The sequence below is a fragment of the Rhodococcus sp. C26F genome (assembly GCF_053345925.1).
Genome location: NZ_JBKFBA010000021.1, coordinates 66,850 through 87,650, shown reverse-complemented (window position 1 = coordinate 87,650; position 20,801 = coordinate 66,850). Strand labels below are relative to the sequence as shown.

Here is a 20,801-nt window from a genome sequence, read left to right as displayed (position 1 = left end):
CCCCGGTTCGGCGCGTTTCTCTACTTCTCGAAGACGATGTCCTCGATGAGCGTGTGCTGCTCGACCGCGGAAGGTGCCTGCATGCCCGGGGCCTGATCGTCCGAGTGCGACGCCTTGAACGAATCCGAACGCAGCCACGCGAGGAAGTCGTCCTTGGAGTCGAACTCCATGGTGGACACGTAGGGCAGGCCGTCGGCTGCGGGACGCATCAACGTCGTGCGGTTGAGGCCCGGCACTCCGTCGAGCGTCGAACGCATGCTCTCGACGAAGACCTTTTCGAATGCCTCGGTGGTATCGGCAGGAACGTCGATGCGGTTGGTGATGACGTACACGGTGACCCTTTCTGAGAAAGCGTGGCGGACCCGGGAGCCCTCAGGAATTATAACGACACCCTGTCGATAACCTGGTGTCCGTGCCCGCTCACGATGCGCGGATCGGTGAAGCCACCCCGATCGACATCTCCCAGAACTGCGCGTAGCGGCCGCCGCGACGAACCAGCTCATCATGGGTTCCCTGCTCGACGATCCGACCCCGGTCCAGGAACACGATCCGGTCGGCGTCGCGGACGGTGTGCAACCGGTGCGCGACCATGAGCACCGTCGGTCCCGCCGTGAGCCGCTCCAGGCCGGCGCGGACGACCGCCTCGTTCTCCGGGTCCAGAGCGGACGTCGTCTCGTCCAGCAGGACGATCGGCGCGTCCTTCAGCAGTGCTCGCGCGATCGACACCCGCTGTCGTTCCCCGCCGGACAACATCGCGCCGCCTTCACCGACCCGCGACGACCAGCCGTCGGATAGGCGTTCGATCGTTCATCGCCGGGTTGGAGGAACCGCGCAGCGCCGCAGGGGAGTGACGACGGTTCGGCTCATCCGGAGGGCAGGTTGCGTTCGCGTGCCTCGGCGGTCTCGCGTGGATCGGTGATGCTGCGCGTCGTGCCCTCGGGCACCTCCGTGTGCGATTCGACCGTGTAGAACCGCACCTCGTGACCGTCGGGATCGTGGAGCAGCGGAAGGATCCATCCGATCGACGCGAAGTGGACACCTCCGTGCTGCTCCCCGAGTTCGTCCAGATGCCGGGCAAGGTCCTCCATCGCTGCCTTGTCGGGAACCCCGATGGAGAAGTAGTCGAATCCTGCTGCAGCCTTGGCTTTCTCCGGGTCGAGCCGCAGGGCCGGCATCGGCCCGCCGTCGGGATGTCGAAGCCCGAGGCCGACGAGTTCATCGCTCTCACGGAACTCGACTATCGGCTCGTATCCCAATCTGACCTGGTACCACTCCGTCGATCTGGCCAGATCGGATACCGGGAGCTTCACGTGGTGCACCCCTGCGAGCCTCGGAATCATGACGCCCCCTCACCGGGATGGACGGCTGTCAGTCCATGGCACTCCCCGCGAGCGGGGACGCCAAGAGGCATGTGCAGTGGTGTGTCGGATGCCGAAGCGTCCCGCCGCTCGGTTCGCGCGCCGAACCGGGGTTCGCTACCGCAACACGCGGGGCGAGCCCCCGTTCACCGCGTCAGCTTCGTGACGCGACTGTCCTCAGCGCTGCACGACGTCGATCGTTCCCTTGCACACCGCATTCTGGGTATCGACGAACCACCGGTCTGCAGCGTGACGGTGGTCGAACGGCTCAGGCGCCCGGGCGACTCGCGACCACAACCTCCTCGGTTGTGGGATTGCTGATCGTCGGATCCGGGCTCCAGCCGAGGATCGGCGGCACGAAGACGCACTCCAGCGGCCCTGCCGAACCCGGATCGAGCGCGTCGAGGACGAACCATGCCGCGTTCGGATCATTGACGATGCCGGCATGTTCGACGAAGTCGTTCGCGCAGTGGTCCTGCAGCACGATGTTCGTCGCGTTGGGCGCCTCGCGGTAGCCACTGGTGTACGGGAGGACAATCTCCTCGTAGCGGGTCATGATGTTCGTGTACGTCACCTCGTCGGCGTAGACGCCGGCCTCCTGGATTGTGTGGATCCAGTCCGATCCGGCAAGAACCTGCGGGCACGCACCGCATCCGAGGAAGTGGACGAGATTTTCCACGTCCTGCCGCACACCGACGTGCTCGAACAGTTCGAACGACGCCGCGAGCAGGAAGGCGTGGCTGCCCTCGTAGACGGGTCCGAGCGAGACGTAGTCGTCGACCTTCTCGTTGCCGCCGAGGAACTTCACGTACCAGACGGGCATCAAGGTGCCCTGCGAATGTCCGACGAGGTCGACCTTCTCCGCGCCGGTCGCGGCGAGGACCTCGTCGACGAACTCCGAGAGTTGCTGTGCGCTGTCCTCCATCGGCAGCAGTCCACCGACGGAATTCAACGGCCAGGGGAGGTCGGCGTGGTTGCCGTAAGTGAGAGCGAAGACGCAGTAACCCTCGTTGGCGAGGAGAGGCCCGAGATACGACCAGTTGTTGTGCCGGTTGAGCACCGTGCCGTGGACGAGCACGACCGGATCCGGGTGTTCCTGCGACGGCACGCAGTCCCAGTCGTTCGTACCGAGCGCGTTACCGTTCGGGTCGCCGAACTCGTGGGCGAACCCGTCCAGGAACGTCTTTCCGACGGGTAGGGGAGGAGCGGGCTCCTCCGCGACTGCCGTTCCTGCCCCGACCACAGCGAAGGCGACCGCGAGTACCGCGGCGACCCATGAGCGTATGTGCATTCCCATCCCCCCGAAGTATGTGGATGGGCAAGGAAGTTAACAGAAATTCTTCCCCCAGGGGGAGTGCGGTTCCCGCAGGCGTCAGCCCTCGGTGTCTTCTGGGGAGCGCGCGGACTCCACTGCAGCAGTCATGGAGCCGAGGAACTCCCGCACGACCTCCAGTTGCGACTCGGAGAAGGGTTCGAGCGCGGCGGATGCCCGGGCGAAGAGCGGACCGAAGAAATCCCATCCGAGTTTCTCGGCCGCCGGGGTTACGCGCAGGATCACGCGCCGCCGGTCGTCGCTGTCGCGATCTCGCCGCACGTGACCGGCCCGTTCGAGCCTGTCGACGAGTGCGGTGATCGATGCGGTGTTGAGCCGCAGGTGCTCGGCGAGCCAGCTGGGTGTCGCGATCTCCCCGGCCCGTTCCCGGTCGAGAAGTCCGATCAGCGCTCGCAGATCGGTGGGATGCAGCGCGTGTTTCTGTGCGAATTCGGCGCCGAGCAGATCGAGTTGCACGGTGAGCGCGCGCAACCGGTGGATCATGTCGAGTCTGTCGTCGTCCGTCATGTCACCTCCGCCTCTCGACAGATTCTACTCGCCCACCTAATATCTCGATCATCTAGATATTAGACGGTGGAGGTTCCGATGCTCCGGTCACCACGCACATCGTTCGCAGAATCCGACGAGGGGCGCGCCTTCTACGCCGCGTACGACGCGCTCCTCGCGAAATGGCCACGCGGGACCGTGATCCACGATCTCGACTCCCGCTTCGGCACCACCCGCGTCGCCGAGTACGGACCACCCGACGCACCGCCGGTCCTGCTGCTCCCGGGTGCCGGCGCCACGTCGATGGTCTGGTTCGCCACCGCCGCGGCGCTGGGGGAGACCCACCGCGTGCTGGCCGTCGACATCATCGGCGACGTCGGACGCAGCGTCGCCGGTGGTGATCCTGTACGCAGCGTCGACGATCTGCTCGAATGGCTCGGCTCCGTCGCCGATGCTCTCGGGGTGACGCGGTGCGCACTCGTCGGTCACTCGTACGGCGCGATGACCGCACTCGCGGCAGCCGTGCGGACTCCCGAACGGGTCGGCCGGCTCGTGCTGCTCGACCCCAACTCGTGCTTTGCCGGGATGCGGCCCGCATATCTCCTGCGGGCACTTCCTGTTCTCGTCCGGCCCACCGCCGCCCGCGAACGGGCATTCCTCGAGTGGGAAACCCGAGGGGCACACCTCGATCCCGACTGGGTCACCCTGATGGCGCTCGGCGCGGCACACTTCCCGACCGCGAAGACGATCGTGCCCCGGCGTCCGTCGTTCGAAGAGTTGGGACGGTGCACAGCCGACACCACGGTGGTGCTCGCGCCGGTCGGGCGAGTCCACGACCCCGACAAGGTGGCCCGCGCAGCGCGGAAGGCGCTGCCGTCCTGTCGAGTCGTCACTCTCACCACCGGTACCCACCACACTCTGCCGATGTACCCGAGCGACGAGGTCGACGCAGTGCTGCGGGATGCACTGGGTGCCGGTGCGCCCGTCGAACTGGATTGTGACCCAGATCACCCGTGAATGTTCGATTGTTCGTTTCCGCAGGTCACCGCGCAGTAACGAGGTGTTCGCCGCAGGTTCGGGGTCTCGATGTGATCCAGAAGCCATGGAGTCGTAGAAACACACTCGCTACCGTTGATGGCGATCGAGTGCCCGAAACGGGCGAATGGAAGTGAGAGATCATGGGCAGTTCTCCAGCCCCTGAGCGAATAGCCGAATATCCCAGACCTTCGCACACCCTCCTTCATCTCACCGATACACACCTCGTCGGTGGAGACGAACTCCTCTACGGCACCGTCGACGCCGACACCCGCCTCGGGCTGATTCTCGAGGACATCCGTGCGTCGCAGGTCCGTCCCGATGCCCTGGTGTTCACCGGCGACCTCGCCGACCGCGGCCAGCCCGACGCCTACCGCAAGCTCCGCGGTCTCGTCGAACCGCTGGCAGCAGCGCTCGGTGCCGACATCGTCTGGGCCATGGGTAATCACGACGACCGCGCGACCTTCCGTGAGGAACTCCTCGACGAAGATCCCGTGGGTGCACCCATCGACGAAGTCCACATGGTCGGCGGACTGCGGATCATCACGCTCGACACCTCGGTTCCGGGCCATCACCACGGCGAGGTCTCCGCCGAGCAGCTCGCCTGGCTGGCCGACGAACTCTCGACACCCGTCCCGTTCGGTACCGTTCTCGCACTGCATCATCCACCCGTGCCGAGCGTGTTCGACATGGCCGTCCTCGTCGAACTGCGCGACCAAGCGGGCCTCGCCGAAGTACTGCGTGGCACCGATGTGCGCGCCATCCTCGGCGGTCACCTGCACTACTCGACCTCGGCCACGTTCGCCGGCATCCCGGTCTCGGTCGCCTCGTCGACCTGCTACACCCAGGACCTGAACGTCCCGGTCGGCTCGCAGCGCGGACACGACGGCGCGCAGGGCTTCAACCTCGTGCACGTCTATCCCGACACGATCGTGCACTCCGTGGTGCCCAGCGGAAGCTACGCCACCGCCGGGCAACCCCACACGGCCGACGACGCGGCGCGGCGCCTGGCCGAAGCCGGCATTCGCATCCCCGAGAACCCCGACCTCACCGTTCGCGTCTAGCCGACGTCCGGTCCGCCCGGGTAGTCGGTCTCCCAGGGCGCAGGAATCGGGTAGTACCGCTCCAGGAACTGCGTGACCTTCGCGGTGCGCAGCTCCAGGTCTACCTCGGGCGTGCTGCCGTCGTTCAGGCAGAACAGGTCGAGATTGCGGCGCGCCAGGATCGTGTCCAGATGTCGCAGACCGGACTTCACGGTGGTGTCGACGTACTCCACCTTCGCCGTGGTCTGCTGCACCGCGCGGCCGGTCAGCAGCGTGTAGTAGTGGTAGAAGGAGTTCGTCACCGAGATGTTGTCGGCCGCCCGGAACGGGCTCGCCGCCGTCGCAGCGAACTCGTCCGCGAACTCGCGCTCCATCTCCGCCATGATCGACCTGCGCAACGGGACCGGTGTGTGCTCGAGGTGCCGAGTGATGGTGACCCCGAAGCGATCCTGCAGGAGCTTGCGGTTCATTCGGGCGGAGTTCTCGAATCCGCTGCGTGACGCGTTGTTTCGTCCGAGGCCGATCCGCACGTCACACTCGATGAACTTGCCGACGCCCCCGCCGGAGAAGAACAGGCTCGGGCTCACCCGGCGACCGAAGAACATGTCGTCGTTCGAGTACAGGAAGTGCTCGGACAGTCCCGGGATGTGATGCAGCTGCGACTCGACCGCCATCGAGTTGTAGGTGGGCAGCGCCGACGGATCGGTGAAGAACTCCTCGCTCCGCACGAAGGTCACGCGCGGATCGTCGGCGAGCCACGCCGGTCGCGGCGAGTCGGTGGCGACGAAGATCCGCCGCACCCACGGCGCGTACATGTGGACCGAACGCAGGGCGTACTTCAGTTCGTTGATCTGCCGATAGCGCGCCGGCGAGTCGTCACCTTCGCCGACGACATAGTTCTGCATCAGCTTCGCGCGCTTGGCCTGGAACGACTTCGACGACCCGTCGACCCACGAGAACACGAGGTCGATCTCGAACGGGATGTCGCCGGGATGGCGGTCGAACATGCCTTCGATCGTGGGCCACAACTGTCCGTACCGCTCGACCGTCGTCCGGCGCATCTCGTCGCGCAGGGCGATCGTGCGGGTGAGAGCGTTCGGACGAGGCATGATCACCTCGTCGTCGGTGTAGGTCCACAGCTCGATGTCCACACCGTTCGAGGCGCCGTACCGCAACCCGCTGGTCAGCTCGACCCGCGGGCGGAACAGCCGGAACACCCGGTCCTTCCTGTCGCGCGAGAGCCGACCGTCCGCCACCGGGACGGGACGCCGCTTCGAACCGACGGCCTTCGAGTAGAAGGGCTCGTCGGCACACCCCTCGACGAGAGCGGCGCGCAGCCGCTTCCGGTCGGCGCGGTCGATCGCGAGGATCGGACGGTCGCTGTCGTCGCGCACGAGCAGGTAGTCGATGTGCGCCCGGTCGAGCACGCGGCGCAGGAACAGCACGTCCTCGATCCGAGCCTCGTCGGGCGTGGTGGTGGTGATCGGGATGGCGTAGCGATCCTCGAACCACACCACTTCCTCGTGCCTCGCGGGGCCGCGGACGGTGGCGCGGCCGAGCGGCGGAGCGTCTCCGACCTGCTGGGAAACGGAGACGTAGGGAGCGTTGTGGGGGGCCGGCGTGTGCGTCGGAATCTCCTTTCACGAGTCGGGACAGGAATGGCCCATTTTAACGCCGATCTGAGCTAAGTTCCCGCGTCGGCGATGTGACGATCCGGTGAAGCCCGCCGCGGGCGGCTCTCGAAGCGGCGAAACCGCGCGGTGTAGCCTGTCCGCAGGACTCGACACGGGGTGCCGGAAACGGCTGAGAAAACACCCGTCGAACCTGATCTCGATAATGCGAGCGAAGGGATGCCGAGCCGGCGACAGGCCACAGGTCTGTCGCCCTCACGCACCCTTCCCCACACAGGGAAGGCACAGAAGATGTCATTGCAGAACCAGGTCGTCCTCGTCACCGGCGCCGGTCGCGGACTCGGCCACTCCATCGCACAGGCGTTCGCCGACGAAGGAGCCGCCGTCGTCCTCGACTACCGGCGCAGCGGCGAGAGCGCCCACGAACTGGCCGACAAGATCGGACCCGAACGAGCGGTCGCGCTTCAGGCCGACGTCACCGACCGCGCCGACGTCGAGTCGCTGTTCACCCGGGCCCGCGAGCACTTCGGACGACCCGTCACCACCGTCGTCAACAACGCCCTGCCCGACTTCTCGTTCAACGGCGACGCCCGGCCCAAGGCCGACGAGATCGGATACGACCGGTTCGGCGCCCAGTTCGACGGCGTCATCGGCGGCGCGGTCAACGTCATCCAGGCAGCGCTGCCGGGCATGCGGGAAGCCGGCGGCGGCAGCATCGTCAACATCGGTACCAACCTGTTCCAGCACCCCGTCGTCCCGTACCACGACTACACCGCCGCGAAGGCCGCGCTCCTGTCGCTGACCCGCACCTTCGCCGCCGACCTCGGCCCCGACGGGATCCGCGTCAACATGGTCTCCGGTGGTCTGCTGCGCACGACCGACGCCTCGTCGGCGACCCCCGAAGCGGTGTTCGATCTCATCGCGTCGTCGACGCCGCTGCGGAAGGTCACCACGCCCGAGGACTTCGCGGCCGCGGTGCTGTTCTTCGCCTCCGACTGGTCGCGGGCCGTCACCGGACAGAACCTGGTGGTCGACGGGGGACTGGTGATGAACTGATGGCCGGACCACGCACTCTCCACCTCAACGCCTTCCTCTACGGCGTCGGGCACCACTCGTCGGCGTGGCGGCATCCCGACTCCGCGGCCGAACGCATCGGCGACATCACGTATTTCGAGGAACTCGCCCGCACCGCCGAACGGGGTTGCCTCGACGCGGTGTTCTTCGCCGACGGTCACAGCGTCAACCCGAAGTACACGGCGGGCACCACGTGGTTCCTCGAACCGCTCACCGCGCTGTCGGCGATGGCGCGCGCGACCGAGCACATCGGTCTCGTCACCACCGTCTCCGCGAGTTTCTTCACGCCCTTCCACGCCGCGCGGATGCTCGCCTCGCTCGACCACATCAGCGGGGGACGGGCGGGTGCGAACATCGTCACCTCGATGTTCGACGAGGAAGCGCGGAACCACGGATTCGACTCCCTGCCGCCGCACGCCGAACGGTACGCGCGGGCCGAGGAATTCATCGAGGTGCTCTGTGCGCTGTGGGATTCCTGGGACGACGGCGGTGTCCTCGTCGACCGGTCGGGTGGCAGGTTCCTCGACTCCGACGCGATCCGTCCGATCCATCACCGAGGCAAGCACTTCCGCGTCGACGGTCCGTTGACCGTGCCCCGGTGCCCGCAGGGGCGTCCGGTGCTGTTCCAGGCGGGAGCGTCGGAGACCGGACGCAACCTGGCGGCCCGCCACGCCGAGGCCGTCTACTCCGTCGCGTGGGACATGACCGCCGCGCTCGAGTACGCCACCGACCTGCGCGCGCGGATCGCCGCGGCCGACAGGGATGCCGGTACGGTCGCCATCCTGCCCGGACTCGTCACCTACGTCGGCCGCACCGAGGAGGAGGCGTGGGCGAAGAAGGCGGAACTCGATGCGCTCCTCGACGTCGATGCCGCCATCACCCAGCTCGGCGTCTTCACCGGTCAGGACTACACCGGCCACGACCTCGACGCGCCGGTCGCCGACCTGCCACCCATCGAGGAGTTCAGCGGGCCGCAGGGTCGCTACGCGACGGTGCAGCGCATCATCGAGACCCGCCGTCCCACCCTGCGCGAACTGCTCGGCTACCTCGCCGCGGGTGGTGGTCACGCGACGATGATCGGTACTCCCGAGACCGTCGCCGACAGCATCGAGGAATGGTTCACCGCGGGCGCCTGCGACGGCTTCAACCTGATGTGTCCCGCCTATCCGGATTCGCTCGACGACTTCGTCGAGCTCGTCGTCCCGGAACTGCAGCGTCGTGGCCTGTTCCGGACCGAATATCCCGGCTCGACCCTGCGCGACTTGCTCGGTCTGAAGGCGCTGTAGCGGAGAAGAGCGCGAATCGGTCATCGGAGCGGGTTGTAGCGCGCGCCGATGACCGTTTCGCGCTCCTGAGCGGCCCGACGCGCCTGCCACCGGCGGGCCGGTACGATCAGCCTCCCGGCGCCGGCGCGGGAGTGCTTTCCTCCGCTCCGGGAGCGCGTGCCGGATCGCCCGGCGGTTGATAGCTCGAGCCGTAGAAGATCGGCAGGATGCCCTTGACGAGGGTCAGCGCCGAACCTTCACCCGACGGCACCGTCGACAGGTTCGTGGCGATGACGATCGTCAGGTCGGTCTTCGGGTCGTGTCCCATGAAGGTCATGAAGCCGGGAAGCTGACCGTCGTGCCCGAGCAGGGGACCGAACTGCGCCATGCCGAGTCCGTATCCGGCGGTTCCCCCGCCCACCGACTGCACGCTGTCGAGCCGGGTCTTCTGCATCTGCTCATCGAGCAGACCGCCGCCGACCAGTGCCTTCACATAGGTGGTCATGTCGTCGACGGTGGAGATCGCAGCGCCCGCGGTCCACGTCCACGACGGGTTGTCGTCTGTCACGTCGTTCGGCTTCAACGTTCCTGCGACCGCGGCGGCCTGCTCGTCCTCCGGCAGCGCGAAGGTGTCGATTGTGGAGACGTTGGTGCCGAACATGTAGCCCTGCGGATGCGGATCGGGAATGGAGGAATCATCGTTCGCCGGGAACGAGGTGTCCGCCAATCCGAGCGGGACGAAGATGCGCTCGTCGAACGCCTCCGCGATCCGCATGCCCGTCAGTTCTTCCACGACGAGCCCGAGCAGCACCGTATTCGTGTTGCTGTATTCGAACTGTTCCCCGGGCGGGAAGTTCACGGGCTGGGCGAACGCGATCGCGAGCAACTCCTCCGGCGTCCACGCCTTCTCGGGTTCGCGGTCCAGGGTCGCGTTGAACTCTGGGTCGAAGCTGTAGCTGTACAGGCCGCTCCGCATGTCGGCGAGCTGCGCAATGGTGATCGTGTCGCCGTTCGGGACACCCTCGACGTACTTCGATATCGGGTCGTCGAGCGACAGGCGACCTTCCTCGACCAACTGCAGGACGGCGGTGACCGTCATCGTCTTCGTGTTGCTGCCGATGCGGAAATGGTCGTCGGCGGAGATCGGGTCGTCGGCATCGATGGTGGAGGTGCCGAACGTGCCGGTCCAATCACCGCGGTCGGGGGAGCTGATCTGGACCACCGCGCCGGGAATGGCGTTGTCGCGCATCAACTGCTCGACGGTCGATTCCAGCTCGGCCACGTACTCGGGCTGAGCTTGATCGGAAGAGGTCGGCGACGGTGTGGATTCGGGCTCGGTGGTATCGGAACTGCACGCCGAAGCGGTCAGTACGGCCACCGTCAGGAGCGACGCTGCGAGTGTCTTCATCAATCGTCTGCTTTCGGGATCGGTGGTCCCCGAAAGAACAGGGGACTCTGTGATGGTGTCACGAATTCGGACATTTCCCGCTGTCGAGGTGAATTTTTCACCCCTTCCGAACGATTCCGATCGCAGTGTCCCCCGTGTCATCCTGGATCGGGGCCGATTTCGTGTTCGGAGGTCGAATCATGAAGGCACTGGTGTTCCACGGACCGGGGAAGCGATCGTGGGAGGACGTTCCCGACGCGACGATCCAGGACAGTACCGATGCCGTGGTGCGGGTCGACGCGGTCACCATCTGCGGCACCGACCTGCACATCCTCGGAGGTGACGTACCCGAGGTGACCGACGGACGGATCCTCGGTCACGAGGCCGTCGGAACGGTGGTCGAAGTGGGCGACGGAGTGCAGACACTCGCGCCCGGCGACCGCGTGCTCGTCTCGTGTGTCACCGCGTGCGGCACGTGCCGGTTCTGCCGCGAGAGCCGCTACGGGCAATGCCTCGGAGGAGGCGGCTGGATCCTCGGGCACCTGATCGACGGCACCCAGGCCGAACTGGTCCGAGTTCCGTACGCCGATAATTCGACCCATCGGATTCCCGACGGCGTGAGCGACGAACAGATGCTCATGCTCGCCGACATCCTGCCCACCTCCTACGAGGTCGGTGTTCTCAACGGCCGTCTCCGACCGGCGGACGTCGTCGTCATCATCGGAGCCGGTCCTATCGGGCTCGCCGCCATCCTCGCCGCACGACTGTTCAGTCCGAGCCGCATCGTCGCCGTCGACCTCGCCGACAGCCGCCTCGAAGCGGCGAAGGAATTCGGGGCGAACGTCGTGGTCAACAGCGGTCGCGACGACGTGGCGGAGGTCGTCCGCGATCTCACCGGAGGTCTCGGCGCCGACGTCACGATGGAGGCCGTCGGCTATCCGGAGACGTTCGAGCAGGCGGTCGCGCTCGCTCGCCCGTGCGGGCACGTCGCCAACATCGGTGTGCACGGCAAGCCCGCGACGCTGCACCTCGAGGACATCTGGATCAAGAACCTGACGATCACCACGGGCCTCGTCGACACCTATTCGACGCCCACCCTCATCGGTCTCGTGAGCAGCGGTCAGCTCGACACGTCACCGATGATCACGCACCGGTTCGCGCTCGACGAATTCGAACAGGCCTACGACGTGTTCTCCCGCGCCGGCGAAACCGGTGCGTTGAAGGTGCTCCTCACCGCCGGTTCGTGACCGGCCCTGCCCTCACTCCTGCTGGTTGACCACATCGAGAAGCTGCTGGATCTGCTCCGGCTCGACCCTCGGAGCGAATCCGGCGAGGCGACCGAGCGGCATCGACGCCGCCATCTTCAGGACGCTCTCGTCGATCCCGACGTCGCCACCCATCGAACCGAACGCCTGCAGGACGATCTCGGCCGCCTCGGGGTTCTGGAACAGTTCTCCGAGAGACGATTCCATCGTCAGCGGAATCCGCACCGCGTCGCCCTTCACGTCGACGGTGAGCGCCTGCCGGATGTCGCGACTCGATGCGCCGATCTCGATGCTGTACGTGCCGCCTTCGACCACCCAGGAATCGACTCGGGTGTCCCAGTACGCGAGGTCGTCGCGTCGCACATGCACGGCGACCCGCTGCGATTCGCCGGGATCCAGACGAACCTTGGTGAATCCCTTCAGCTCTCGCGGCGCCCGCGCGACCGAGGAGTCGGGCACACCGACGTAGACCTGCACGACCTCGGCACCCGCACGCTCGCCGGTGTTGGTGACGGTGACGTGCACCGTGAGATCGCCGTCGGATTCCACTGCGGCATCGGCGTATTCGAAGGTCGTGTACGACAGGCCGTGGCCGAACGGGAACGAGACATCGAGGCGACGCGCGTCGTACGAGCGGTATCCGACGAACAGTCCTTCGCCGTACCGTACGTGGCCGTGCTCGCCCGGGAAGTTCGTGTGTGCCGGGGTGTCCTCGAGACGGATCGGGACGGTCTCCGCGAGGCGCCCACTCGGATTCACCTGCCCGTAGAGGACGTCGGCGACGGCACCGCCACCGGCCTGCCCGAGCAACCACCCTTCGACGATCGCAGGAACACGATGGGCGAAGCCGCTCAACCGCACGACACCACCGTTCGACAACACGACGACGACGTTCGGATTCGCCAGCAGTACCGCGTCGAGCAGCGCGATCTGACTGTGCGGGAGTTCGAGATCGTCGCGGTCGAAGCCCTCGGATTCGAGTTCGGCGGGCACACCCAGGAAGACGACCGCGATCTCCGCCTTTCCGGCGAGCGCGACCGCTTCCTCGACGGGTTCGGCCGAGTCCGATCCGTCGAGTGCATATCCGGCAGCGAAGGGCACGTCGCGACCGGACAGTGAGCGCATCTCGTCGAGCGCGTTGTCGAGGCGCGTCGGTTCGATGCGGGACGAACCGGCGCCCTGGTAGCGCGGAGTGCGGGCGAGTTCGCCGATCACCGCGACATTCGCATCGGCGGCGAGGGGGAGCAGGTCGTTCTCGTTGCGGAGCAGGACGATGCTCTGGTCGGCCACCTCGCGGGCGAGGGCGTGGTGGGCATCGGCGTCGAAGGTCGCCTCGGGATCGGCCGCAGCGACGGCCTTCTGCACCAGTTCGATCACTCGTGAAGCCGCCTGGTCGAGCACCGACTCGTCGACCGTGCCCGCCCGGACGGCCGCGACGATCTCGGCATCCGTACGACCTCCCGTCGACGGCATCTCGAGATCCAGACCGGCGACGAGGGACGCCACACGGTCGTCGACGGCACCCCAATCGCTCACGACCAGACCCTCGAAACCCCACTCGTCGCGCAGGACGTCGGTGAGCAGCCACGGGTTCCGGGAGGAGAACACGCCGTTGATGCGGTTGTACGAGCACATCACCGTCCACGGCTGCGCGTCGCGCACGACCCGCTCGAAGGCGCGCAGGTAGATCTCCCGCAACGGCCGCGGGTCGATATCGGCGGAGACCCGCATCCGGTCGGTCTCCTGATTGTTCGCCGCGAAGTGCTTGAGCGACGCACCGACGCCCTGCGACTGCAGGCCGCGCACGAGCGCGGCGCCCAGGACACCGGAGATCAGCGGGTCCTCCGACAGGTACTCGAAGTTCCGCCCGCACAGCGGGGAGCGCTTGATGTTGATGCCGGGCCCGAGCAGTACGGCGACCTGCAGCGCCTTGGCTTCCGCGCCCAGTGCTGCGCCGACCCGTTCGACCAGCTCCGGATCGAAGGAGCACCCCAGCGCGACGGCGGGCGGGAAGCAGGTCGCGGGGGTGGACGAGTTCAAGCCGAGATGATCGCCCGCCGCGGTCTGCTTGCGTACGCCGTGTGGCCCGTCGGTGAGCATGATCGAGGGAATGTCCGCGCGCGGAACGGATTCGGTGTGCCAGAAGTCGAGGCCGCTCATGAGCGACGCCTTCTCCTCGACGGTCAGTTGCGCCACGGTCTCGAAGGGTGCGCGGGGGGCCGGTTCGGTCATGAGGTTCCTATTCCGAGTGCGGTCGGGTCCACCGTGGTCGAGCCTCGGCGATGTCCGATCTTGCCACCGAAGGAGCGTGCAAGTTCCTCCATCACGTGTGGCCACGGGATCCGCTCCTGCTCGAGGCGGAGTCCTTCCTCGCGCAGCCGCGTGAAGACCTCGGCTTCCGACGGCGTCAGTCGTGCCGGTACGTGCGAGCTGGGGGACGGTTCGGGTACCGCGAGAGCGGTCCAGGCTTCCAGGGTGTGGAGATCCATGAGGAAACTGCGCACGTCAGGTAGGTGCGCGCGGAAGCGGTCGAGAATCGCGAAGCCGTGCGTGTCGAGATCACCCCAGTAGACGACATCCGAGTCGGCGAGCCAGGGTATTGCGGTCAGTTCGTGCACTGCGTAGCCGCTGCCGTGTACGGCAACTGTGCCCGGCAGATCCGGCAGCGCATGGAGACCCTCCTTGTTCTCGAGAACCAGTATGCGTTCAGTGCGGAGCGGCAACGCGGCGAGCTCGTCCAGCGGCGCCGCGAAATGCTTCGGCATCGAGGGGAGCACTGTGCGATCGCATACAGCAACGTGGCACAGCCGCGGCACCGAACGAACACCGAGGTCGCGGCGTCCGATGGCGCCTTCCAGAAGCAACTCGACCAGTCCGCGATGTCGCGAAATCCACTTGGTATCGACACCGGGTACCGGCAGCTGCCGAATGAACAGCCCCGAAGCCGGGTGGTCTGCCAGCCATCGGACCACGCTGACGAGTCGTGTGAAGTCCGCTTCGTCGAACTGGAGCCACCGTGAAAGGCTCGACGCGATCGCGCTGGGAAGCGCGGCAGTGCCAGGTGACAGGGCCTCGACCAACTGCATCCGCCTCGCGGTGAGAGTGTGCCACTCGGACGTGTGGCCTGCTGCGGCAGCAATCTCACCGGGGCCTGTGAACACGATCCGCACAGGCACATCCTGCGTTCCGAAACTGGGCCAACGACGCGACTCCCAGTGCACCCGACCGATCCCACGCCGCGTCTGCCAGACGCGAACCCATGCGATTACGGCGTCGGGGTCTTCGGCGACCTGTCGTTCAGTGGGAGGGTGCAACGCGATCGACAATGAATCCCACTCGGCCGCAACAGGGTCGGCCACCCATTTACTGCGACGACTACGGTAGGCCGTTGCTGCCCTGGTAGCCACAGTGGACGGTGGCACGCACACCGTGCTCATCCGCGGGAATCCTTCTCGTTACTGCGGATCGGAAGCAAGGCCAAGTGCGAGTACTTCTTGTCCGTGATACTGACGGCTGCGACGCCGTCGATGTAATCATCGAGAGTCTGCAACAACTTCAGTGGCGTGGCGAGCACCATATGGAAACCGAATCGGGTGAACACGTCGAGTGCTCGTCGCGTGTACGCGGGATCTGCGCGGTCGAACGCCTCGTCTAGAATGACGGTGCCGTAGCGGGGCAGATCCTCACCGGAAGCCGCGAGCTGATAACGCAGGGCCGCGGCAAGGCAGAAGAACACCAGCTTCTGGGCTTGTCCCCCGGACAAGCCGGAACTCGAATCGTGGAAGTTCACGTCGGCGCCCTCCGAATCGACCTCCACTCCGACGAAACCGACGTGCATCCGGGTGTCGAGCATCAACTGCCGCCAGCGTCGATCGGCAGGCTCGCCGGAATCGAGACGTTCGAGTATCGCTTCCATCTGCCCGAATCGCTGCTCGGCTGCCGTTCGATCTTCTTCTGAGAACGAACCACTGACGATCCGTTGCAAGTCCGCCAGAAAGTCGGAAGTGGCAGGAGAACGTCGATCCTTCACATCGATTCGCAGAACTCGATCGGTGTCGAAAGGGGACCGCCGGAGCGACTCGTTCACCGGTTCGATGCGCGAACGGATCTCCCCCGGTGCTCTGCGGATCGCACGGGCGAGCTCGCCGATATTTCGGGTCGACTGCTCGTTGAGCAGTCGGAAGAACTCGTCCTCATGAGCCGGCAGGTTGTCGTTGCGTAACTGAGCGAGAACGGTGAGAGCATCGTCGACGTACTCGGCATCGGAGCGCATCTCGGCGCGGCGTGACTCCCATTCCGCGAGATAGGCGGTGAGGATCGCGGTGATGCGCCGTTCCGCATCCGTGATTCGGGTGAGTACCTCGCGGAGCTCGTTCGTGATCGAGCGGCCGACGGTGTGCAGGAGGCGGTCGATGTTCTCGACCGTGAGGCGGCGTGCAGCAGCATCGAATCGGGCGCGGATGCGCGCGCCGGCCTCTTCGGGAACAGAGAAATCGGCGTGTTCCTCCGCCTCCACGAGTCGTGTCTGCATCTGCAACAGGTCGTCTCGGTGGCGTTCGAGCCCGGCCGTGGCGGCCGCATGTGCTGTACGAGCGGCCTTCTCCTCGCTCTCCGCGCGAGCAAGCTCCGTGGTCAGCGAAGCGTACTCGGTATTGCGCTGCATCCACCCCTCGATCCGCTCGGCGATGGAGTCCACCATCGCCTCGGCCGCGATGACATCGATCTCTGCCCACGTGGTTTCACGGATGGTTTCCGCCGCACGGCGACGATGCTGGATCGTAGCCTCTGCCTGCTCGAGCAGCTCCTGACGGTGCTGCAGGCCGGCGATCTCGGATTCGACCCGGGTGATACGGCGTCGCAGATCGGAGAGCTTGGCTTCGTTGTCGAAACCGAGCACCCACCGACTGCGGTCGCCGATGCGGTGTCGGTCGTCCTTCTCGTATCGGTCGCCGCCGTGTCGGACTTGACCGGCGAGAGTCACACCGCGTGGCACACTGCGCAATTCGTCGTAGGTTGCTACGCATGCGTAGTCGAACCGCTCGGCGAGATGGTGCCGGAGCCATTCCACGAGCGGCCCCGGACGCACCTCGAGCTTTCGGACCAGCGAATCCTCGCGGGTGGCCGGCGTGGCGGGTCGGCCGGACAGGGTACGTACCCGCCGGTACACCAGCCGTGCACCGAGATGTTCTTCGTCCACCGCTGCTGCGACACGCGAATAATGCTCGTCGGGAACCAACAGGGTGCGGGCGAACCCGCCGAGAACGCGCTCGATGGGGCCCGTCCAGTCGGAGTACTCGGATCGCACCTCGATGAGTTCGCCGGCGAAGTGCAGTACATCCTCGCTGAGGCCGGTCGCGGCGCACACCAGTTCGCGTACCCGTAGCAGGGCGGGATCGAGGTTGGAGCGCCTGGCGGCGAGCATCTCCCGATCGGCAAGGAGTTGCCTGTGGTCCGAGCGTAGTGAGCCGAGTGTCCGCACCACCCCGTACACGTCGTCCCTGCGTGTACCCGCTGTCGCGTCGAGCTCTCTCAGTTCGGTTTCGATCTGTGCCTGGAGATGCACGAAATCTTCGGCGGAAGCCGGTGTCTGCGCGTCCCATGATTCGAGTAGCGTATCGAATTTGCTCCGTGACTGGATGATTCGATTCAGGTCGGCTTCTGTTGCGTCGCGCTGCAGCCGCAGAGTGGACAACCGGCCACCATCTGCGGTTTCGAGTCGCACTCGGAGATCGAGGGTACGTTCGGCGGCGCGGTCGGCTTCGGCAGCGGTCTTGTCGACAGCGGTCTGCAACAGGCCGGTCTGTGCTCGGGCTTCGTCGACCTTATCCCGCAGCAGATCGATCGTGATCTTCGCGTGAACCGCGTCGAGGTGGTCGTTCTCCTCCTGCAGTTCGCACTGTTGCCGCAGACCCCGGCACCGAGCGTCGGCGAGTCCGACGAGTGGGTCGAGGGTCTCGACCTGTCGCCGCGCGTCGACAACGATGCGATGCGCCTCGCGTAGATCGCGGAACTGTGTGGTGGCGCGATCGGCCATCGCGAATGTATCGGGCTCGTCGAGCATGTAGTCGCGGAGCAACTGATCGAGACTGCTCAGACTCTTTGCCGACAGTGTGCGATGCAACAGCCGTTGTGCTCCTTCCGACGAGATCCCGAGCTTTGCGCGGAATGCGCGAGCGAACGGTGCGTAGCCGGGATTGACGGTGGCATCGGGCCAGCGCTTGCGGATACCGCGAGTGTCGATCCCACGAGCGGCGAACGGTTCGAGATCGGTCAGATCGAGATCGGAATCGAGGATCAGGTGCAGATGGGAGACGTCGCTGTTGGCGTTGGCCGCACGCCTCAGATGCATGAGTTTGACGAGCGTGACGGGCGCGGCACCATCACCTATGCCATAGGTCAATGCGACCCCGCTCCACGTGGCGCCGGTGCGCAGATAGGAAGCAGTCAACGAGTCGGTGTCGGCATCGGCCTCACGCCGCCACGCTCCACGGATATAGCTCACGAAATTGCGGCCGGATCCACTGACGGATTCCTGAGCGGCCGCATTGAACCGGACGCTGCCGCCCGGCATGAGCACCGTGGAGATCGCATCGATGAGAGTGGACTTTCCGGACCCCGACGCGCCTGTGATCAGGAATCCCTTGCGCGCAATCGGAATGTCGTGGTGACCGTGGAAGGTTCCCCAATGACCACCTGCACGCGGGCGAGTCGGAACTGGGACGGGTGGACCGGGGCGACCGTCACGGCTGATCCTCGGCGACGATGCGGCGGAACTCCGCTTCTACCGCCGCGACCTGATCGGCGTCGAACAATTGCCGCAACACCGGCGAGACCTCCATCCGCCCCTCCGTGGACGTCGGCGCAAGTAGGCTGTACTTCTTCATCTTCTCCCACGAAGAATTCACTCTGCGCCGGAAACCGGCCGGATCCGTGCTGGTGGCCGCTCGGTACATCTCCAACTGCCCGATCACCTCGTCGAAATCGACGATCACTCGCTCACCAGGTTGAGCTCGAAGAAGCAGTTGTCGCAACGACAACAGCATCACAGTGTCCATGAACGTCAGCCGTTCGGTGCGCAACACTGCAGGTGTCCGGTGCTCTCCGGTCTCCGCGGGACGCGTGAACGCCAATTGTTCGTCTTCATCGACGACGAGATCGAGGAAGACGTCGGCCAAACGCGAACGCAACACCCGTTCGTCGCGGATCACCGTCCGCCACACCTCCGGGTGCTTGCTCGCGGTGATGAGCGGCCCCTTGAGAAGCTGGACCAGTGCGCGGCGGGTGTCGAGTTCGAGCTCGCCGGTGTCGCCGGAATACAGCCCGGCCGTCGAATCGGTCATCACGTGTCCCGTCGTCGGTCGGCGAATGCCGGATCGGTGGGGTCGAACAGGTGACGACGTACCGTAGCCACCCGTTCGGAGCCGGAAGGGGAGCTCCAGCGGATCTCCTCCGTACCCGGCATGCGGCTTCCGTGCTCGACGGCGAGAACCAGCAAACCGACGGCGGTCGCCAAACCTTGTGTGGCCGGATACTCACGCAGCACGTCCCCGATCGTCGCGCTGCCGTGTGTGCGGAGGGTGGCCGCGACATTGTCGAACAGCTCGTCCATGTCGATCTCCGATTCCCGGACGATACGCCGCAGATCGGCGAGATCCAGCGCACCTGCCGGCTGTGAGACCACCGGTTCGGCCACCAGATCGTCGGCAGGATTGTGCAACTGCAGGGCTGCGACGGAATCGATGCTCATGCCGATCCGCACGAGCTCGAGATCGAGAAGGTCGTAGGGCTTACGGTGTGATGCCGCCTGCACAGCGTGCTGCTGCGCCGACCGTAGCAACCGCTGGAGCCGCCGGTGTTCTTCGTAGTGCCGGGACTGCACGAAATGCCGCAGCGACCGTGACAGTGACGTCATGGTCGCATGGACTTCACTACCGGCTTCCTCCATCTCGGTGAGTAACGAGCGGAACCGGTGACGCTGCTCGGGTGACAGGCTCTGGGCGAACGGGCGGCTCAATACCGCCTCGATCCACTCGTCGAGCTGAGACGACCGCTCCGGATCGATGATCATGTCGTAAAAGCCGGTGAAGCTGCGCCCTGCATCCGAACTGCCGATGAGATCGACACCTCGGAAGACCTCGCCCAGGGTGTCGCCGCGGTTGCCGTCGTCGTCGAGGATCCGTGCCCGCAACTCGCGATTGAGTCCTTCGAGTTCGGCCCGTACGCGTGCAAAATCTCCTGGGACCTCCTCGGCCAACGCCAGGATCTCGGCCGAACGTTCCACAGCTCGAACTCCGTCGAGGACAGGGAAGTCGCCGGATTCCACAGCCTCGATCTGTCGATCGAGCGTGTCGCGCTCCGCCCTCAGCGCCGCCAGACGGGTTTGCGTCCGCGGATCCGAATCGCGCGCCAGGGCCTGTAGCTGACTCGACAGCGTAGTCAAACGCGATTCGGTCACGGAACTGGTGCCGGTCGTCAGTCCTGCGACGAAATTCAGTGCGGCGAAGGTGGCCTCGGTCGGCTCCAACGTCTCTTCGCGCGAACCTGAATCGGCACGTCGCAGCAGAAATCCGGCGCGGACCCAATCGGCGCAATAGGCCTGACCGGTGCGTGGAAGATCGAATCCCTGGTCACGGAGTCCCTGCAGATCTACGTCGAGGCGCGCGAACAATTCGGGCGCAGGAAGTCGCCGGGTTCCCCGATCGAAATGCCGCTCCAGCATCCCGAGGACAGCCGGGGCGTTGTCGGCCCGCAACAAGGTCCACGCGGCATGCTGGTCGCGTAGGCGTGTCAGGCGGTACAGGTCGGCAGTGGACACGGCTTCTCTCTCACTTCGATCGCGCCCATGGTGGCATATGCGTACGACAGTCGTCCTCTGTGGGATCGGTTGGACATCGGGGTGATGGCGACGCTGTCGGCGACACGGG

General features: G+C 65.8%; 16 protein-coding genes, 1 pseudogene and 1 riboswitch. Of the genes and pseudogenes, 5 read left to right on the top strand and 12 right to left on the bottom strand.

The window, feature by feature from the left end:
• Nucleotides 1-20 precede the first annotated feature (20 nt).
• The 5 genes and pseudogenes from ACLBYD_RS19630 to ACLBYD_RS19610 form a co-directional block, all read right to left on the bottom strand.
• Complete coding sequence (locus ACLBYD_RS19630) at nt 21-332, bottom strand: antibiotic biosynthesis monooxygenase family protein (protein ID WP_059382891.1); 312 nt, start codon at nt 330-332, stop codon at nt 21-23.
• Between the two features lie 88 nt (nt 333-420).
• Nucleotides 421-804: pseudogene (locus ACLBYD_RS19625) on the bottom strand (ATP-binding cassette domain-containing protein); the annotation flags it as partial.
• A 59-nt stretch (nt 805-863) separates the two neighbouring features.
• Entirely contained in the window at nt 864-1,310 is a 447-nt protein-coding gene (locus ACLBYD_RS19620; protein ID WP_447817737.1) for a VOC family protein, read from the bottom strand.
• Nucleotides 1,311-1,626: 316 nt separating this feature from the next.
• On the bottom strand, nt 1,627-2,655 hold the full coding sequence (locus tag ACLBYD_RS19615) for an esterase/lipase family protein (RefSeq protein WP_447817736.1): 1,029 nt from the start codon (nt 2,653-2,655) through the stop codon (nt 1,627-1,629).
• A 75-nt stretch (nt 2,656-2,730) separates the two neighbouring features.
• The gene (locus ACLBYD_RS19610) at nt 2,731-3,198 is read right to left on the bottom strand and encodes a MarR family winged helix-turn-helix transcriptional regulator (protein WP_447817735.1); all 468 of its coding nucleotides are present in this window, start codon (nt 3,196-3,198) and stop codon (nt 2,731-2,733) included.
• Between the two features lie 78 nt (nt 3,199-3,276).
• Here ACLBYD_RS19610 and ACLBYD_RS19605 point away from each other — a divergent pair, with 78 nt between their 5' ends.
• Together ACLBYD_RS19605 and ACLBYD_RS19600 are read left to right on the top strand one after the other, a co-directional pair.
• Nucleotides 3,277-4,194 carry an alpha/beta hydrolase gene (locus ACLBYD_RS19605; protein WP_447817734.1) on the top strand — a complete coding sequence of 306 codons (918 nt, stop codon included), beginning with the start codon at nt 3,277-3,279 and terminating at the stop codon, nt 4,192-4,194.
• 161 nt (nt 4,195-4,355) lie between these two features.
• Nucleotides 4,356-5,276, top strand: a complete 921-nt coding sequence (locus tag ACLBYD_RS19600; RefSeq protein ID WP_277371290.1) for a phosphodiesterase — start codon at nt 4,356-4,358, stop codon at nt 5,274-5,276.
• Here the strand turns inward: ACLBYD_RS19600 and ACLBYD_RS19595 are convergent.
• Nucleotides 5,273-6,769 (bottom strand): stealth family protein, encoded by a 1,497-nt coding sequence (locus ACLBYD_RS19595; protein WP_413767874.1) that lies wholly within the window; start codon nt 6,767-6,769, stop codon nt 5,273-5,275. The genes ACLBYD_RS19600 and ACLBYD_RS19595 overlap by 4 nt on opposite strands.
• A 262-nt stretch (nt 6,770-7,031) precedes the next feature.
• Nucleotides 7,032-7,123, top strand: a riboswitch (TPP riboswitch).
• 54 nt (nt 7,124-7,177) lie between these two features.
• Between ACLBYD_RS19595 and ACLBYD_RS19590 the strand changes: the two genes are divergently transcribed.
• Together ACLBYD_RS19590 and ACLBYD_RS19585 are read left to right on the top strand one after the other, a co-directional pair.
• On the top strand, nt 7,178-7,942 hold the full coding sequence (locus ACLBYD_RS19590; protein WP_447817733.1) for a 3-oxoacyl-ACP reductase: 765 nt from the start codon (nt 7,178-7,180) through the stop codon (nt 7,940-7,942).
• Nucleotides 7,942-9,246 (top strand): LLM class flavin-dependent oxidoreductase, encoded by a 1,305-nt coding sequence (locus ACLBYD_RS19585; protein ID WP_447817732.1) that lies wholly within the window; start codon nt 7,942-7,944, stop codon nt 9,244-9,246. The genes ACLBYD_RS19590 and ACLBYD_RS19585 overlap by 1 nt, the downstream gene beginning before the upstream one ends.
• A gap of 106 nt (nt 9,247-9,352) precedes the next feature.
• Here the strand turns inward: ACLBYD_RS19585 and ACLBYD_RS19580 are convergent, their stop codons facing one another.
• A complete protein-coding gene (locus ACLBYD_RS19580; RefSeq protein WP_447817731.1) occupies nt 9,353-10,633 on the bottom strand; it encodes a serine hydrolase domain-containing protein in 1,281 nt (426 codons plus the stop codon).
• A gap of 179 nt (nt 10,634-10,812) precedes the next feature.
• Between ACLBYD_RS19580 and ACLBYD_RS19575 the strand changes: the two genes are divergently transcribed.
• On the top strand, nt 10,813-11,859 hold the full coding sequence (locus tag ACLBYD_RS19575; RefSeq protein WP_447817730.1) for a zinc-dependent alcohol dehydrogenase family protein: 1,047 nt from the start codon (nt 10,813-10,815) through the stop codon (nt 11,857-11,859).
• A 12-nt stretch (nt 11,860-11,871) separates the two neighbouring features.
• Here the strand turns inward: ACLBYD_RS19575 and ACLBYD_RS19570 are convergent, their stop codons facing one another.
• From ACLBYD_RS19570 to ACLBYD_RS19550, 5 genes are all read right to left on the bottom strand, one after another.
• On the bottom strand, nt 11,872-14,109 hold the full coding sequence (locus ACLBYD_RS19570; protein ID WP_447817729.1) for a glycoside hydrolase family 3 C-terminal domain-containing protein: 2,238 nt from the start codon (nt 14,107-14,109) through the stop codon (nt 11,872-11,874).
• The gene (locus tag ACLBYD_RS19565; RefSeq protein WP_447817728.1) at nt 14,106-15,314 is read right to left on the bottom strand and encodes a DUF3322 domain-containing protein; all 1,209 of its coding nucleotides are present in this window, start codon (nt 15,312-15,314) and stop codon (nt 14,106-14,108) included. The genes ACLBYD_RS19570 and ACLBYD_RS19565 overlap by 4 nt, the downstream gene beginning before the upstream one ends.
• Nucleotides 15,311-18,379, bottom strand: a complete 3,069-nt coding sequence (locus tag ACLBYD_RS19560) for an ATP-binding protein (protein ID WP_447817727.1) — start codon at nt 18,377-18,379, stop codon at nt 15,311-15,313. The genes ACLBYD_RS19565 and ACLBYD_RS19560 overlap by 4 nt, the downstream gene beginning before the upstream one ends.
• 238 nt (nt 18,380-18,617) lie before the next feature.
• On the bottom strand, nt 18,618-19,217 hold the full coding sequence (locus ACLBYD_RS19555) for a DUF4194 domain-containing protein (RefSeq protein WP_447817726.1): 600 nt from the start codon (nt 19,215-19,217) through the stop codon (nt 18,618-18,620).
• Nucleotides 19,217-20,692 (bottom strand): DUF3375 domain-containing protein, encoded by a 1,476-nt coding sequence (locus ACLBYD_RS19550; protein ID WP_447817725.1) that lies wholly within the window; start codon nt 20,690-20,692, stop codon nt 19,217-19,219. The genes ACLBYD_RS19555 and ACLBYD_RS19550 overlap by 1 nt, the downstream gene beginning before the upstream one ends.
• Between the last annotated feature and the right edge of the window lie 109 nt (nt 20,693-20,801).